Source organism: Thermostichus sp. MS-CIW-40 (assembly GCF_054058315.1).
The window spans coordinates 39,767-54,349 of the sequence record NZ_JBSSAC010000008.1 but is presented as its reverse complement, the minus strand read 5'-3'; the positions used below and the strand labels follow the sequence as shown (position 1 = coordinate 54,349).

General features: G+C 58.8%; 13 protein-coding genes. 3 read left to right on the top strand and 10 right to left on the bottom strand.

What is annotated here, in order from left to right:
- Positions 1-57: 57 nt before the first annotated feature.
- The 7 genes from ACVWXF_RS04345 to rpmH form a co-directional block, all read right to left on the bottom strand.
- Entirely contained in the window at positions 58-639 is a 582-nt protein-coding gene (locus tag ACVWXF_RS04345; RefSeq protein WP_414382545.1) for a Uma2 family endonuclease, read from the bottom strand.
- 185 nt (positions 640-824) lie between these two features.
- Positions 825-1,406 (bottom strand): Uma2 family endonuclease, encoded by a 582-nt coding sequence (locus ACVWXF_RS04340; protein WP_457473745.1) that lies wholly within the window; start codon positions 1,404-1,406, stop codon positions 825-827.
- Between the two features lie 103 nt (positions 1,407-1,509).
- Entirely contained in the window at positions 1,510-1,956 is a 447-nt protein-coding gene (locus ACVWXF_RS04335) for a hypothetical protein (RefSeq protein WP_457473733.1), read from the bottom strand.
- A gap of 27 nt (positions 1,957-1,983) precedes the next feature.
- Entirely contained in the window at positions 1,984-2,646 is a 663-nt protein-coding gene (locus tag ACVWXF_RS04330; RefSeq protein WP_457473732.1) for a hypothetical protein, read from the bottom strand.
- Positions 2,647-2,752: 106 nt separating this feature from the next.
- Positions 2,753-6,295: a chromosome segregation protein SMC gene (smc, locus tag ACVWXF_RS04325; protein ID WP_457473731.1), complete on the bottom strand. Its 3,543-nt coding sequence runs from the start codon at positions 6,293-6,295 to the stop codon at positions 2,753-2,755.
- A 75-nt stretch (positions 6,296-6,370) separates the two neighbouring features.
- On the bottom strand, positions 6,371-6,751 hold the full coding sequence (gene rnpA / locus ACVWXF_RS04320; RefSeq protein ID WP_011431672.1) for a ribonuclease P protein component: 381 nt from the start codon (positions 6,749-6,751) through the stop codon (positions 6,371-6,373).
- Positions 6,752-6,841: 90 nt separating this feature from the next.
- Positions 6,842-6,982: a 50S ribosomal protein L34 gene (rpmH, locus tag ACVWXF_RS04315; protein WP_457473730.1), complete on the bottom strand. Its 141-nt coding sequence runs from the start codon at positions 6,980-6,982 to the stop codon at positions 6,842-6,844.
- A 241-nt stretch (positions 6,983-7,223) separates the two neighbouring features.
- Between rpmH and dnaA the strand changes: the two genes are divergently transcribed.
- Positions 7,224-8,627: a chromosomal replication initiator protein DnaA gene (dnaA, locus tag ACVWXF_RS04310; protein WP_457473729.1), complete on the top strand. Its 1,404-nt coding sequence runs from the start codon at positions 7,224-7,226 to the stop codon at positions 8,625-8,627.
- Between the two features lie 445 nt (positions 8,628-9,072).
- On the top strand, positions 9,073-9,756 hold the full coding sequence (locus tag ACVWXF_RS04305) for a hypothetical protein (protein WP_148202667.1): 684 nt from the start codon (positions 9,073-9,075) through the stop codon (positions 9,754-9,756).
- Between the two features lie 128 nt (positions 9,757-9,884).
- Here the strand turns inward: ACVWXF_RS04305 and ACVWXF_RS04300 are convergent, their stop codons facing one another.
- The 3 genes from ACVWXF_RS04300 to ACVWXF_RS04290 form a co-directional block, all read right to left on the bottom strand.
- Positions 9,885-10,706 carry a class I SAM-dependent methyltransferase gene (locus ACVWXF_RS04300; RefSeq protein ID WP_457473728.1) on the bottom strand — a complete coding sequence of 274 codons (822 nt, stop codon included), beginning with the start codon at positions 10,704-10,706 and terminating at the stop codon, positions 9,885-9,887.
- Positions 10,707-10,813: 107 nt separating this feature from the next.
- On the bottom strand, positions 10,814-12,736 hold the full coding sequence (ftsH, locus tag ACVWXF_RS04295; RefSeq protein ID WP_457395727.1) for an ATP-dependent zinc metalloprotease FtsH: 1,923 nt from the start codon (positions 12,734-12,736) through the stop codon (positions 10,814-10,816).
- Positions 12,737-12,890: 154 nt separating this feature from the next.
- Positions 12,891-13,766: an SDR family NAD(P)-dependent oxidoreductase gene (locus ACVWXF_RS04290; RefSeq protein ID WP_457384989.1), complete on the bottom strand. Its 876-nt coding sequence runs from the start codon at positions 13,764-13,766 to the stop codon at positions 12,891-12,893.
- Between the two features lie 226 nt (positions 13,767-13,992).
- Between ACVWXF_RS04290 and ACVWXF_RS04285 the strand changes: the two genes are divergently transcribed.
- Complete coding sequence (locus ACVWXF_RS04285; protein WP_011431680.1) at positions 13,993-14,580, top strand: hypothetical protein; 588 nt, start codon at positions 13,993-13,995, stop codon at positions 14,578-14,580.
- Positions 14,581-14,583: the final 3 nt, after the last annotated feature.

Genomic DNA, 14,583 nt, shown 5'->3' with positions numbered 1-14,583 from the left:
AATACAACAGAAATGTTTCATTCCTGTCTAAAATGACTATAAAACGACTGTAGAATGTCAGGTGGACCAGATCTTGCGGATGGGCAAGGTGAAGCCCGGCAGCACGTCCTCTCCCGATAAGGTTTCCGGATCTTCGACCAATTCCGGCGCTTGCCCTTGTCGGTAGATCATCACCCGCTTGGCCTTGGGATCCAGCAGCCACCCCAGCCGGCAGCCGTTGTCCATGTATTCTTGCATCTTGGCCTGAGTTTGAATCCAAGAGTCGGTGGGCGAGAGGATCTCCACCACAAAATCGGGGCACAGGGGCAAAAATCCTTGACGGACTGAGGGATCCAAAGCTTCCCACTTTTCAATCGGGATCCAGGCCAAATCAGGGGAGCGGTCGCTGCCTGAAGGCAAGGAAAATCCGGTGGAAGAATCAAAGCTTTTCCCTCGGCCCGATTGCCGATTCCAAACATAAACTTCCCCGGCAATTTCGAAGTTAAGATTGCCCGTTTCCCCACCGGTTGGAGACATGATGACCAATTCTCCTTGGGCAGTACGCTCCAGCTTCAGCTCAGGATTGGCGGCACAAAGCCGGATAAAATCTGCTCGGCTGAGGGTTATCAGGGGAGATAGATTCAGAGTCAGAGCAGCCATGGTAGTGTGACTCCGCCTGTTTTTGGCCTATCGCTCAACATTTTTACTGCAGCTGTTTCCAAGGTTGGGAGAGTTCTGCAATTGCGTGGGATCCCTGTCATGCAAGAGATCCATCAGAGTTGGCTGGGTTAAGGGTGTGGAAAAAAGCTGTATCAGGGATCGTAAATCCGTGAAAGCTACTCATATCAAGCCGACCAGATCTTGCGAATGGGCAAGGTGAAGCCCGGCAGCACGTCCTCTCCCGATAAGGTTTCCGGATCTTCGACCAATTCCGGCGCTTGCCCTTGTCGGTAGATCATCACCCGCTTGGCCTTGGGATCCAAAAGCCACCCCAAGCGACAGCCGTTGTCTATGTACTCCTGCATCTTGGCCTGGGCTTGAACCCAAGAATCGGTGGGCGAGAGGATCTCCACCACAAAGTCAGGACACAGGGGCAAGAATCCCTGGCGGGTCTGGGGATCCAGAGCTTCCCACTTTTCCAGCGGGATCCAGGCCAGGTCAGGAGAGCGGTCGCTGCCTGAAGGCAGAGAAAACCCCGTGGAAGAATCAAAGGTTTTGCCTCGGCCTGATTGGCGATTCCAGAGGGTTAGCTCTGTGGTGATCTCTGCATTCCAGTGGCCAACTTCACCGCCAGTGGGGGACATGATCACCAGCTCTCCTCGGGCAGTGCGCTCTAGCTTTAGCTCAGGATTGGCCGCACATAGCCGGATAAAATCCTCTCGCGTCAGAGTCATCAAGGGGCTGAGATTGAGCGTCAAGGCCGTCATGGCATGAACTGGAGCATGCAAAACCGGATTGCTAGAATGACCCCACTGCTGAAGTGCGACAGGAAGAAATTGCGATCCCTGGTCTTAGTTTAAGAGTCTCAATCTAGTTTACTTTTGATTCAATGTTTTCCAGGGCTTGAGGATGGATCCCTGCTGCGATGGCTTGCTGCAATACGTGACGACGCACCTCTTCAGTGTGCCTGTCAAGCACCATTTTCAGAGCATAAAACCGGTTGATGGCAAGCTCGTTGAAATGGGCCAGCGCCGCTGCGGCAAAGGATCCCTCTGCACCCCGATAGAGGTATCGCACCAAGGTATCGGCGGCTTCTATGGCCAGTTCCCCTTCCAGAGAATGCAGAGCTTCTAGATTCTTCTCCACTTCTGCTAGCGAGTTGCCACAAGATACCTGTGTTAGACCCATCGATACCCAGCCCACTAACGGTTGCCGAATCTTGAGCCAGCCGTTGAGCGGCTCCATGACCCGTACTTCAGCACCCTTGGGCAATTGACCGATAACATTGCCTGTAGCTACAGCGGGTGTTAATCGCACATTAGTCGGCGGATTGGGATCCTCTATCTAAGTAATGCAGGGCAGGGGGACATCTGTGTACAAGGTGTCGTCGATCTCAACCTCCTTGCCGGCATTGCGAAGTGTATCAATTAGCCGACTGACAACATCTTTGGGCACCTCTAGCACTGTCGAAAGCCAACTTTGATTAATGCTTGGCCTCGGCCCCCAACCCGCCTGAGCTGCCACTATCCACCGACTACTTTGTTTTTTAAGCAAATAATAGCCATCGATCGCCGGAAGGTCGCCAACTTCGGCAGAGGCTTCGGCTAGGGCATAGTTTTCGACAATGGCGATTGCTCCAGTTTCCAGAGGATGAACCGGCACACCGAACGATCGGGCTGCCGCTTGGCGAAGATACTCGTTGAGAACGGGGTCGGTGAGCACAGCCTGCTCTATGGCCGCACGGTCGTCAGCGCTGCTTGGGTTTAGGGTGGCTGAGGATGGCGAGGTTTGCACAACCCAAGTTCTCGCTGTGGCAGCAGGCAACACTGGCAAAACTTGAAGGGAAGCTGCAGGAGTTTCTGCCTTGGATCCGCCATTGTCCAGGGATTGCGCAGAGGCATTGCCGACCAAAAGCAGCAGCGTTGTTGCTATCGACAATGCTGATGGGATTTTCCTCAAGCTCAATATCGATCGGCAGCTTTGGGATAGAAGAGCTTGCATTTTCATCAACATCTGCTGAAATGGTTTGCCCTGCGGAGTTTTTGGAATCTACGCTCTTCTCTAGATAGCAAGCGAGATGGGATCCCGCCGCGATTGCCGCCTGCTGGGTGCTTTAGCCGACGTGAGCGGTGGGGTTGACTAGGCCGATCACTTGAGTGTAGGCGCCGCGAGCTTGGGTCACTCCAATGGTGCGCTCCGCTTTTTCAAGCATGGGACGGCGCAGGCTGACCACCAAGAATTGCGCCTGGCGGGATTGCTGCCAGATCATGTCGGCCAATTTTTCTACATTGGCCCCATCCAAAAACATGTCCACCTCGTCAAAGGCATAAAAGCTAGAGGGGCGATAGCGCTGCAACGCAAAAATAAAGCTGAGGGCCGTCAAGGATTTTTCTCCGCCCGACATGGCGCTGAGACGACGCACTGGCTTGCCTTTGGGGCGGGCCACCAGGGTCAAACCCCCGGCCAACGGATCCTCTGGGTTCTCCAATTCTAAATAGCCCTCTCCCTCGGAAAGCTGGGCAAAGATGGTCTGGAAATGGCCGTTGATGGCATGGAAGGCATCCAAAAACGCTTGGCGGCGCAGGGTGGAAAAGTTCTCGATGCGCAGCAACAATTCGGTGCGCTCTTGGTGCAGGGTTTCCAGTTTGGCGCTGAGATCCCCTAGGCGGGCCTGGATCTGTTCGTATTCGGCGATGGCCAACATGTTCACCGGCTCCAGGGATCGCAATTGCTCTTCGATTTTGCGTTTTTGCCGTTGCAGCTCGTCCAGGGTCAGGTGGGGGGGCAGGGGGGGAAGGGGATCCGGCAGCTCTTGGGCCGCGGCTTGCAGTTGGGCTTGCAGTTGGGCAAGGATGGCCTCTTTTTCCTGCTGTTGGGTGAGGGCGTGGTAGCGTTCCCATTCCAGGCGTTGGAGCTGCTGCTGTTGGGCGCGCAGTTGAAATTCTTGCCGCTCCCGCTCTTGGCGCAGGTGGGCGAGGCGGGCTTCGATCTGGCCCATCTGTTGCCGTTGCTCGGCAATGTGCTGCTGGATGTGGGCGAGAGTGGCCTGGGCCTGGGCGATTTGCTCTTGAAGTTGGGCCTGACGCCGTTCGCCCTCTTGCAGGCGCTCCTGGTGGTGCTGGATCTGGGCCTGCTTCAGGTGTTGCTGGCTGAGGTTCTCCTGCTGCTGTCGCTCCAGGTGGGCCAGGTGGTGTTGCAGCTCCGCCAGGTGGCTCTCCTGCTGCTGTACCGCCTGCTGCAGTTGCTGCCAGTGCTGGTTGACCGGGGATCCCTCCAGTTGGCTGAGCTTGCGGGCGAGATCGGCCAGGCGCTGTTGCAAGGGATCCCAGCGGAGTTGAATCTGGTGCAGCCGCTCTTGGATCTGCTGGCTTTCGCTTTGCCATTGCGCCAGGGATCCCTGCAGGTGTTGCAGGCGGGCCTGCTGGTTTTGGCAGTCGGCCTGGTGCCGCTCCAGGTATTGCTGGGCTTGCAGGGCGTCCTGGCGGGCCAGGAGCAGGGCCTGGGCCAGTTGTTTTTCGCGGGCTTGGGCGGCTTGGAGGCGAGGGGCGAGGGCGGCCAGCAGCGCTTCCAGATCGGCCAGGCGGGCGCGCAGGGCTTCCCCTTCCGAGTGTTCGCCCGCAGAAAAATGGATCCCAGCTCGTTGGGGGCCGGTGCCGCCAGTGATGGCTCCCGAGGTTTCCAGCAGCTCCCCTTCCAGGGTGACCATGCGGTGCTGGCCGATGTAGGGCCGGGCCAGCTCCAGGCTCTGGAAAACCAGGGTGGAGCCGAACACAAAGCCAAAAACATCTCGGTAGCGCTCTTCAAAGTGCACCAGGCGGATGGCGTAGTCGATCAGACCGTTTAAGTTGAGGGGGGCGGGCGGGCGGGCGGGCTGCAATTTGTTGAGGGGCAAAAAGGTGGCGCGCCCCAGTTTTTCCCGCTTTAAGAGGTTGATCGCGCTGACGGCGACGCTTTCATCTTCCACCACCACAAAGTGCAGTCGGTTGCCTGCCGCAATCTCCAGCGCCAGTTGATACTGGGGATCCACCTGCCCCAACTGGGCCACCAACCCCAAAACCCCCGGCAGACGGGCACTCAGGATGGCTTGGGTCGCTCGGGATCCCTGGGATTCTTGCAACACTTGGCGGCGGGTTTCCCATTTGTCCAGTTGCCGCTGCTTGGCGTGCAGCTCGGCGGCCAGGCGTTCGTGGGTGGCGCGATCCAACTCCAGGCTGGCCTGCAGTTGGGCCAGCTCTTGGGCCAAAGTTTGAACCTGAGCTTCCGACTGTCGGCAAGTGTGTTCCAGCTCGGCGGTGAGGGCCAGGTGGGATCCCAGCCACGCCTCGATCTGGGCAATCTCCGCCTGGATCTCTTGGCTTTGCCGTTCCAGTTGCCGTTGTCGCTCTTGCAGGCGAATTTGCTCCTGTTGGAGAGGCTCCTGTTCGGCGCGGAGTTCCTCAATGTGGCGGGTGAGGTAGCGCTGCTGTTTCACCCAGGCATCGGCGGATTGGGCTAGGGCGCGCAGTTGTTCGCGGCTCTGTTCCAGGCTGGTTTGGGCTTTCCGAACCTGGGCCTGCAGGGATCCCTGGGCTTGGGCCAGTTGCTCTTGTTGGCTGTGCAGGTGTTCCAGCTCCGCCTGCAGATGCTGCTGTTGGGCTTGGCACTCCTGATGTAGGCGCTGCGCTTGCTCGATCTCCTCCTGCCAGGCTGCGATCTGTCGGCTGACCTGTTGCCGCTGTGCTTCGGCGGCGGCGATTTGGGCTTGCAGGTGCAGGTATTCCTCCTCTCCAAGAGCATGGATGCGGCTTTGCAACTCGGCCAGGGCGGCTTCGGCCTGTTGCAAATGATCGTTCAAGGTCTGCACCTGAGCAGTGGCCTGCTCCTGAGTTTCCAGAAACCGCTGAATGGCCGCCTGGGTTTCTTCCACTTGGGCCTGCAAATGCCGCCAAAGCAACACCTGTTGCTGCTGCTCCAGCGTTTGCAACTGCAGCCGCAGTTGCTGATGGTGTTGAGCCTTTTCGCTCTCTTTGAGCAGCCGTTCTCCCTGGGCTTGCCATTCCTGTTCGATGAGCCGAAAGCGCTCAATTTGTTCCCGTACCGCCTCCAGCTTGCTGTTGGCCTGGGCGATCTTGCGGTCGAAGGTGGCCACCCCCGCCAATTCGTCGATGATCTGCCGCCGTTCCTTGGGGTGCATGGAAATGATGCTGGTGACATCCCCCTGTAAAACAACGTTGTAGCCGTTGGGGTAGATGTGCATCGCCTCCAGTTGTTCGTGCAGCTTGCTCAGGGTACAGGGCACATCGTTGATGTAGAAAGTGCTGGTGTAGGGCAGGGAATCGGGATCCTCTCCCTTGCCGGGGCTGACCCGCAGCCGACGGCTGACTTTCCATTCTCTCGGCTGGCCGTCTTCTCCCGGCCCCAGATCGAAGGTGACGGCGACGTGGGTCTCTACCCGCCGGTTGCTGCTGAGGCTGCCAGAATGCACCAGATCCGAAAGCCTCTCTGCCCGCATCCCCCGCGAGGACGATAGCCCCAGCGCGAACAGGATCCCATCCAGGATGTTGGACTTGCCGGAGCCGTTGGGGCCGGAGATGACCGTAAAACCCGGCAACAGGGGCAGCGAGGTCGTGCTGCCAAAGGACTTAAATCGGGTCAGCTCGATCCGCTTGATGTACATCCCGCCCCATATCTAGCGCAGCCAGCAGCAGATGATGGCACCAGGCTAGCACGGGTAGCGCAGCCTGCCCAGCTTCTAAGAAGGCTCAGGATCTGGGCTCGGGCTGACGAGCAGATCGGCCTTTTGCAAAAGACGATGCACCTCTGCCTGTAGCTCTGGCCACTTATAGGTGAGCAGGTTGGGCTTGGAGATGAGCAGTAGCCGGTATCCGGGTTTCAGGTTTGGGCACAGGGGCCGCAAGATTTCTCGCAACCGGCGTCGCAGCCGATTCCGCTTGACAGCAGATTTGCTCACCTTTTTCCCGATCACCAGCCCCACCTGGCTGGGGATCCCTTCGCACCCCGCCGGCATCGGCTGAAACAAAAGGATCAAGCCTGCACCGGAACGGCGCTGCCCCGCCTGGTAAAGCGCCTGGAAAGCTCGCCGATCTCGCAAGCGATAAGGAGCAGGCAGCATTGGGCACTGAAAGGGAATCCCAGGCAGGAGTCAACCCGTCTTGGACGCCGACACCCCAAGAGTTTGAGATGGGATCGGCTCTGCTAACCCTTAAGAAACCGCCAGGCGATAACGCCCCTTGGCCCGCCGCTGCCGCAAGACCTGCCGCCCGCTTGCCGTGCGCATCCTGGCCCGAAACCCAGAGACGCGAATGCGTCTGCGATTGGTGCCACGAAGGGTACGCTGAGTCATGGTGGAGACCAACTCATCCTGTCAACAAGGCCTGCTGCGACTGGCGAGGGAGAAGCCCAGTTCACCGGCAGACAATTAGCAAAGCTTTATCGTAGCAGACTCGACGGAAAATCGCTAGATTGGCCGCCTCACGCCGAGCAGCTAAATTGGGGATCCTACAATCCCAGTCGAGAGAGCAGAGGCACCGGGTTGGCGCCCCTGTCTTTGCTGGGCTTTGGCTGTGTCGCTTTGGGTGTGTGGTGTGGACATCTCCCTAGATCGACTCTGGGACGAAGCTTTGGGGCATCTACAGGTGCAGCTCAGCCGTCCAACTTTTGAGGCTTGGATCAAGACGGCGCGAGCTGAATCCTTGGTGGACAACCGCCTCACCATCTCCACTCCTAGCGAATGGGCGCGGGGCTGGCTGCAAAAGCACTACGCCTCCACCATCACCGAGGTGGTGCAGCGGGTGGCCGGAATCCCTTTGCAAGTGGAGTTTTCCGTCGCTCCCCAGGCTTTGGTCGAGGAAGAAGCTCCTTCAACGGCTGTGGCCTCAACCTCCCGCAAGGCCGGCAGTTTTCCTGCTTCCGCCCCCTTGGGGCTGGAGGTGAGCGGCAGCCTGCCCATGCGAGCCCTGGATCTCAACCCCAAGTATTCCTTCTCGCGGTTTGTGGTCGGCCCCAACAACCGCATGGCCCATGCAGCGGCTCTGGCCGTGGCCGACAAGCCTGGGCGGGCCTACAATCCCTTGTTTCTCTGCGGCGGGGTAGGGCTGGGCAAAACCCACCTGATGCAGGCCATCGGCCACTACCAACTGGAGGCGAATCCGCGGGCCAAGGTCTTTTACGTGTCCACCGAACGGTTTACCAACGATTTAATCGATGCCATCCGGCGAGACAGCATGCAGTCTTTCCGGGAGCACTATCGAGATGTGGATATTTTATTGGTGGACGACATTCAATTTATCGAAGGCAAAGAGTACACCCAAGAGGAGTTTTTCCACACCTTTAATACGTTGCACGAGTCGGGCAAACAGATCGTGCTAGCTGCCGACCGCTCCCCTCACCTCATCCCTCGGCTGCAGGAGCGGCTCTGTTCTCGGTTTTCGATGGGCTTGATTGCGGAAATTCAGCCACCGGACATCGAGACCCGCATGGCCATTCTCAAGAAAAAAGCCGAGTACGAGGGGATGATCCTACCGCCTGAGGTGATCGAATACATTGCTACCACCTACACCAGCAACATTCGCGAGCTGGAGGGCGCCCTCATCCGTGCCGTTGCCTACGTCTCCATTTCTGGCCTGCCGATGAGTGTGGAGACGATTCAGCCCATCCTCAATCCCCCCAGCGAGCCGAAAGAGATCACCGCCGACATGATTACCGATGTGGTCTGTGAAGAATTCGGCATCGACCGAGACAGTTTACTGGGATCCTCCCGCAAGCGCGACATCAGCCAAGCACGGCAAATTGCCATGTTCTTGATGCGCCACTACACCAACCTCAGCCTGCCCAAAATTGGCGACTACTTTGGGGGAAAAGATCACACCACCGTCCTCTATAGCTGTGAAAAGGTCAGTCAGCTACAGCGGCAAAGTCTGCAATTTGAACGGCAACTGCAAAAATTGGTCGAGCGCTTGCGGGTGGTTGCCAACAGCCGGAGCAGCTAGGCTTTCTGTTGTCGCTGGGCCGTCTTTGAGGTGTTGTTGCCGCGCTGTGGAGCATGACTCTAGTCAATAATAAGCTCAACTATACTGAAAATAATGTATAATATGTTCAGTACGGATTACTACCAGTTGATCTTTCTGTTTACTTTCGAGTCTGCCAACATGGTAGCCAAAGCAAAGCAGAAAATTGGTAGTAAGACGACACGGAAACTGCGCTTTGGGTATTCTACTCAAAGCTTTGCGGGATACCGCCATTCTGTTTGGAAACAAACAGAATGCTATCGCTGCATAGTTGAACAGTGATGTTCAGCAGTGTTCAGCGTAAATGTATCAGCACCTCCAGCCTTGCCCGTCTGCGTGGAGAATCCCTCGGAAAGCGGCTACAGTAGGGACGCGATGCATGGGGTTGCAGGCGGTGAGACAGTCTGGCAAAGGGCTTCCCCTGGGTATGCTGCTCCTCTGGGCTGGACTGGTGCCTGGGTGGCCAGTTTGGGCCAATTCCACGCAAGCCAGCATTCAGGATCCGGCGCCAGCCACGCTCTCAGCCGCTTTGGATTTGGGCTTGGATAGCCAACTTTTGGAAGGCAGCCCCGTGTTGCGCCGCTGGCTGCAAAACCCGCCCCATCTCCTGGAAGAAATCCGCAACACCCCTGTCTTGCCCACGCGCTTGCAGGCCGGTTTCGAGTCCTCTTCTCACTGGCGAATCAGCCTACAAGACTTGCGTCTGGGAGATCGCCTCACCCTCAGCGGTGACTATCGCCAATCTTCCGAACATCCCGAAGTGCGCCAGTACGGGTCGGAAATGCGTTACTTTCTGGCCCCCATGGGATCCCGTTTTAATCTGGCGCCACAACTGGGGTATCGGGCTTTGGAACAAAAGAACCGCAGCCTCAGTGGAGTTAGCTATGGGGCTTTTGCCGTTTTGGCCTTGGCTCCGGGAGGTGTAGATTTGACCGGCAGCTACAGTTGGGTTGCCCCCCAGGAGCCGGAAGAAGGACAGGCCACCCTGGCGGAGCTCACTGCTGCCTACGCCATTAGCCCTTCCTTTCGTCTTTCTGCTCGCTATAGCCTGCGCAACTCGACCCTGGATCGGGAGTTTAGCTTTGGCGTTGGGCTGGAGTGGATCCCCTAGCCTGCGCTCTCGCCCTCACTCCCAGGCCCTCTCCCGGTGGAAGAGGAGGGCTGGAGATCGACGCGACTTGGATTTGGGTGATGGCTCCGCTGTGGACTCAATGAATGGCCACCTCAACCCAGCCCAGATCAGAGGCGCACTGCCCGCACAAAGGCCACCCAACCCAAGCTGAGATAACGCTCCAACTGCAGCCCCACCTGTTGAAGGTGCTCGCGCAACTGGGTTTCCGAGAAAAAATGAAGGCCGGTGGCTTCCAGCCATTGCTGCACCATCTGCCCCCATCCCTGTACCTGCTGGCTGTGCATCGAGACAAAGGCCCCTCCCGGTTTCAAGACGCGGGCAATTTCCCGCAAACAGGGATCCAAAGGCAATTCGTTCAAGGTGGCCCCGCTGATCACCGCCCCAAAAGTTCCAGAGGCGAGGGGAAGCTGTTCAGCCCGAGCCCGCATCAGGCTGTAGTGCTGCCAGTGGGGCTGCGCTTGTTGAGCGGCTTCCGCCAATACCCCTGCTGCATTGTCCAGGCCGATCACCGTCCGTTGTGGATCCTTGGCCAGGAGCAAGCGGCTCCAGTACCCCCCGGCAGTGCCCAAATCCAAGATGGGATCTTCCTCCCCCACCAACTCGGCCAGCAGTTGACTCTCCCGCTCGCTCCCAAAGCTCTCCCCCGTCAGCAGCGACAGGGCCCAGGGCCGCCAGAGGCGATCGTAGCCCCAGGCAAACCCAGGCAGATGGGCAATGGCTTGGGCCGGCGTGAGATGCAGGTCCGATGAGCTGCCGATAAAATCCACAGCCCCAGAAGCGGTGATGGGGTAAATTTGGCCACAACTGGGACAATAAACCCGATCTGCCACGGATCCCTGTTCCCGCCCTGGTGCTTGGGTCAGCCCTTCCCGACCGCAGCTCAGGCAGCGATAAAGGTGAACCGGCAAAGCAGAGAGCGAAGAGAGCATGCGACAGCCCAACGCAACCCAAAACTCGCGAGGAAAAGGGGGCAGCTGCCGGGATCCAGCCCCAACAACCCCCCCAGTTGTCTATCTGGCAATGGAGATGGGATCCCTTAGACCAGCTTTGGACTCCGTCCCGCTTCCGGGAATGGACTGGGTAGGCCGACCTTCTCCGGGATGGGCACATACTCTGAGACAATCGCCCGGAATTCGTCGCCATCCAGGGTTTCCCGTTCCACCAAGGTATCGGCCAATCGATCCAGCAGAGGGCGGTGCTCCAGCAAAATCTGCTTGGCTTTCTGGTAACAGCTCTCCAGGATCTGCCGCACCTGGCGGTCGATCTTGGCGGCCACATCCTCCGAGTACTCGACGCGGTTCATCCAGCCGCCGCCCAAGAATACCTCGTTGTTGGGGGGATCCAGCATCAAGGGCCCCAGCTCAGACATGCCAAAGCGGGTCACCATCTGCCGCACCAGATTCGTGTTCTGCTGTAGGTCGTTGCTGGCTCCGGTGGTCACTTCCGAGTAGCCGAAGACGATCTCTTCAGCCGCCCGACCGCCAAAGCCCACCACCACCCGATCCAGCAGCCAAGCGCGGCTGTACATGCCGGAGTCGATCTGCTCCTCGTTGGGCAGTTGCTGGGCAAAGCCACCTGCGCCGCCGGAACGGGGGATGATGGTCACCTTGTTCAAGGGATCCGCGTGGGGCAAAAGTGTCATCAACAGGGCATGGCCACACTCGTGGTAGGCGATCAGGCGCTTGCTCTTGCCGTCCAGAAGCGGCGGCTTGGTCAGGCCAATGGTGATGCGGTCAATGGCGTCCTCAATGTCTTGGTTGGTGATGGCCATGCGCTGACGGCGGGCCGCCAAAATGGCCGCTTCATTGAGCAGGTTGGCCAGATCCGCGCCGGCAAAGCCGGGGGTACGGCGGGCAATCGCCTCCAGGCTGACCTCTTCCGCCAGCTTCTTGTTGCGGGCATGCACCCGCAAGATCTCGTAGCGCCCCTTGAAACTGGGCCGATCCACCGTAATCTGGCGGTCGAAGCGGCCCGGACGCAAGAGAGCCGCATCCAACACATCAGGGCGGTTGGTGGCGGCAATCACGATAATGCCGGTGTTGCCCTCAAAGCCGTCCATCTCGGTGAGCAACTGGTTCAGGGTTTGCTCGCGTTCGTCGTTGCCACCGCCGATGCCGGCCCCCCGCTGCCGGCCCACCGCGTCGATCTCGTCGATGAAGACGATGCAAGGCGCATTCTCCTTGGCCTTCTTGAAGAGATCCCGCACGCGAGAGGCGCCCACCCCGACAAACATTTCCACAAACTCAGAGCCGGACAGGCTAAAGAAAGGCACTCCTGCCTCGCCGGCAATGGCCTTGGCCAGAAGGGTTTTGCCCGTCCCCGGCGGCCCCACCAACAACACACCCTTGGGGATCTTGGCCCCAACAGCGGTGAAGCGCTCCGGCTTCTTCAAGAAGGTGACCACCTCTTGCAATTCTTCTTTGGCTTCTTCAATCCCGGCCACATCGTCGAACTTAACACCGGTTTTGGCTTCCATCTGAAAGCGGGCCCGCGATTTGCCGAAGTTCATTGCCTGCCCAGGGCCGCCCGCTCCAGCACCGGCACGCCGCAGGAAAAAGAACAACCCTCCCAACAGCAATAGCGGGATCACCAGGTTGCCCAGAAGCGCCCAAAAGGCGCTGCCATTGCGGGTGGGTACCACTGCCACTTCGATCCCCTGCTCAGTGAGGCGGTCCACCAGTTGCGGTACGGTGTTGGGCAGCAGGTTCACTCGGTAGCGGGTGGAATGCTGGGTCTGGGGATCCACAGCCGTAACTTCAGCTACCAGATTGTTGTCCGTGAGGCGCACATCCGTAACCCGCCCCTCCTCGACGTAGCGCAAAAAGCGATCGTAGGTGAGGGCCGAGGCCAAAGCTGCATGGGCGGGTGCAGGCTGCAGCACCAGGCCGGATCCCTGCCAGAGACAAAAGCCCAGCAGGAGGGCGATCAGCCAGCGCTGGGGAGATAGAGGCTTGTTCATAGGGAAGAGAACGCTCGGTTATTAAAAGTCCTTTAACAAACTTAACCTGTCCATCCTGGAAGGCACAACCCTGCCCCCGCACCAAGGAGAACTCAATGGGCTTGAGATCTTGTAGGGATCCCTGCCCCATCCGATGCCCGCCACAAGCCTGCAGTTAGGCCGAGCCGGGGGATCCCAGACCATCCAGCCCATAGACGCGCCGCCACATGGAGTCAGCCAGAGCAGCGGGCATGAGCCGCATCAGCCCCAACGCCACCTTACCCCCCGTGAAAGCGGTGTAGCGGTCGGAAGGGTGAGGATCGGTCATCGCCCTCAAGATCGGCTCCGCCACTTTTTCCACCGGCCAGGCCATTTTGCTGAACGAGCTGGCCAGCTCGGCGGTCTTGTCCAAGATCGCCTTGTAGGGGCCGTTGGGGTTGACAACGGCAGCAAAGGTTTCTTCCGCCACGCGGCCAAACTCGGTGGCTACCGGCCCCGGCTCGATCAAGATGACCTTGATGCCGAAGGGGGCCACTTCCACCCGCAGGGCGTCGCTGAGGGCTTCGACAGCAAACTTGGTGGCGCTGTAAACGCCGCTGAAAGGCATGGACAGCTGGCCGGCCACCGAGCTGAGGTTGAGGATGCGGCCACTGCCCCGTTCCCGCATTTGGGGCAAGAGGGCACGGGTGAGGGCGTGCAAGCCAAATACATTCACCTCAAACTGGCGCCGCATGGCCGCCACATCCACCTCTTCCACCGGCCCCATCTGGCCATAGCCGGCGTTGTTCACCAGGATATCCACCCGGCCAAAATGATCCAGAGCCTTTTGGGCCAGCGCCTCCACCTGGGCCGTATCGGCCATGTCGGTGGGCACCACCAGCGCCTCCGCTCCCCGACTCTCCACCAAGTCTTTGACGTTTCGCAGCAGCCCTTCCCGGCGGGCCGCCAGCACCAAGCGAGCCCCGCGTTTGGCCGCCTCCAGAGCGACGGCTTCCCCAATTCCAGCAGAGGCACCGGTAATCAGCACCACCTGATTTGCAAGTGAAGGCATGGTTTCCTTGATCCAAACTCTTCAACATCCTAGAAGAACGACTGGGATCCCTGGAGAGGGGCAGCCTCGCCTTCCGAACTTCTGGATTCGGCATCCGCTATCATGGCTACATTGGGTAAACCCAGAAAACAGCCGGGACAAAGCCCGATAGACAGGTCTCTGCTTGGGCTGAAGTCCTATGGCGCTTTGATTTAAAGTAGAGAGTTGTGTATAGGGTGCAGCGACTGTGAAGTACTTCTGCAGGCGAGTTGGCCGAGGTCGATCTCTCTCCCCGGAAGAGCGTTGGGTTGTTACTGAGGTTCGATTGGCTCAATTGCTCAGGGCAGCGGAAGCCAACTTGCGGGCCAATTCTGAGTTGCGCCAACAGCAGCAGGAGCAGCAAAAGCAACTGGAAGCCGAGCGCCGCCACAGCGAAGCCCTGAGAGACTCGACCGCCGATTTGCGCACCAGCGTAATGGAGCTGCGGGAAGGACAGGCCCTTTGGCAGAGCCATGTGGAAGAGCTGCGCTCTTGTCTGCGGGAGCTGCTCAAGGAACAAAGCGAACTGGTGCAGATTGTTGCCCAGCAGCAGCACATCCTGAAGGATTGTCAGGAAGTCATCCGCGCCATGCTGGAGCAAATGCGAGATGACCACCGAGACTTCCGCTCTGCCATCAGCATTTTGCTGGAGGAGCTGCACCAAACCGTGCGCTGTTTGGTTATCAGGTCAGGTGGCACCCTACCCAAGCCCGTTCGCCATCCCGAAGTGCCGGAGACGGATCCCGGCTCCCCGCCGACCGATTCGGCCTCGCCTGGGGAAGGCTCTTCGTCCTAGGGA

Excerpts from the sequence above, each read along its gene's own strand:
- rpmH (WP_457473730.1), bottom strand. The coding sequence starts at position 6,982 with ATGACTCAGCGTACCCTTCGTGGCACCAATCGCAGACGCATTCGCGTC.
- ACVWXF_RS04330 (WP_457473732.1), bottom strand. The coding sequence starts at position 2,646 with ATGAAAATGCAAGCTCTTCTATCCCAAAGCTGCCGATCGATATTGAGC.
- ftsH (WP_457395727.1), bottom strand. The coding sequence starts at position 12,736 with ATGAACAAGCCTCTATCTCCCCAGCGCTGGCTGATCGCCCTCCTGCTG.
- smc (WP_457473731.1), bottom strand. The coding sequence starts at position 6,295 with ATGTACATCAAGCGGATCGAGCTGACCCGATTTAAGTCCTTTGGCAGC.
- ACVWXF_RS04290 (WP_457384989.1), bottom strand. The coding sequence starts at position 13,766 with ATGCCTTCACTTGCAAATCAGGTGGTGCTGATTACCGGTGCCTCTGCT.
- ACVWXF_RS04345 (WP_414382545.1), bottom strand. The coding sequence starts at position 639 with ATGGCTGCTCTGACTCTGAATCTATCTCCCCTGATAACCCTCAGCCGA.
- ACVWXF_RS04305 (WP_148202667.1), top strand. The coding sequence starts at position 9,073 with ATGCTGCTCCTCTGGGCTGGACTGGTGCCTGGGTGGCCAGTTTGGGCC.
- ACVWXF_RS04300 (WP_457473728.1), bottom strand. The coding sequence starts at position 10,706 with ATGCTCTCTTCGCTCTCTGCTTTGCCGGTTCACCTTTATCGCTGCCTG.
- rnpA (WP_011431672.1), bottom strand. The coding sequence starts at position 6,751 with ATGCTGCCTGCTCCTTATCGCTTGCGAGATCGGCGAGCTTTCCAGGCG.
- ACVWXF_RS04340 (WP_457473745.1), bottom strand. The coding sequence starts at position 1,406 with ATGACGGCCTTGACGCTCAATCTCAGCCCCTTGATGACTCTGACGCGA.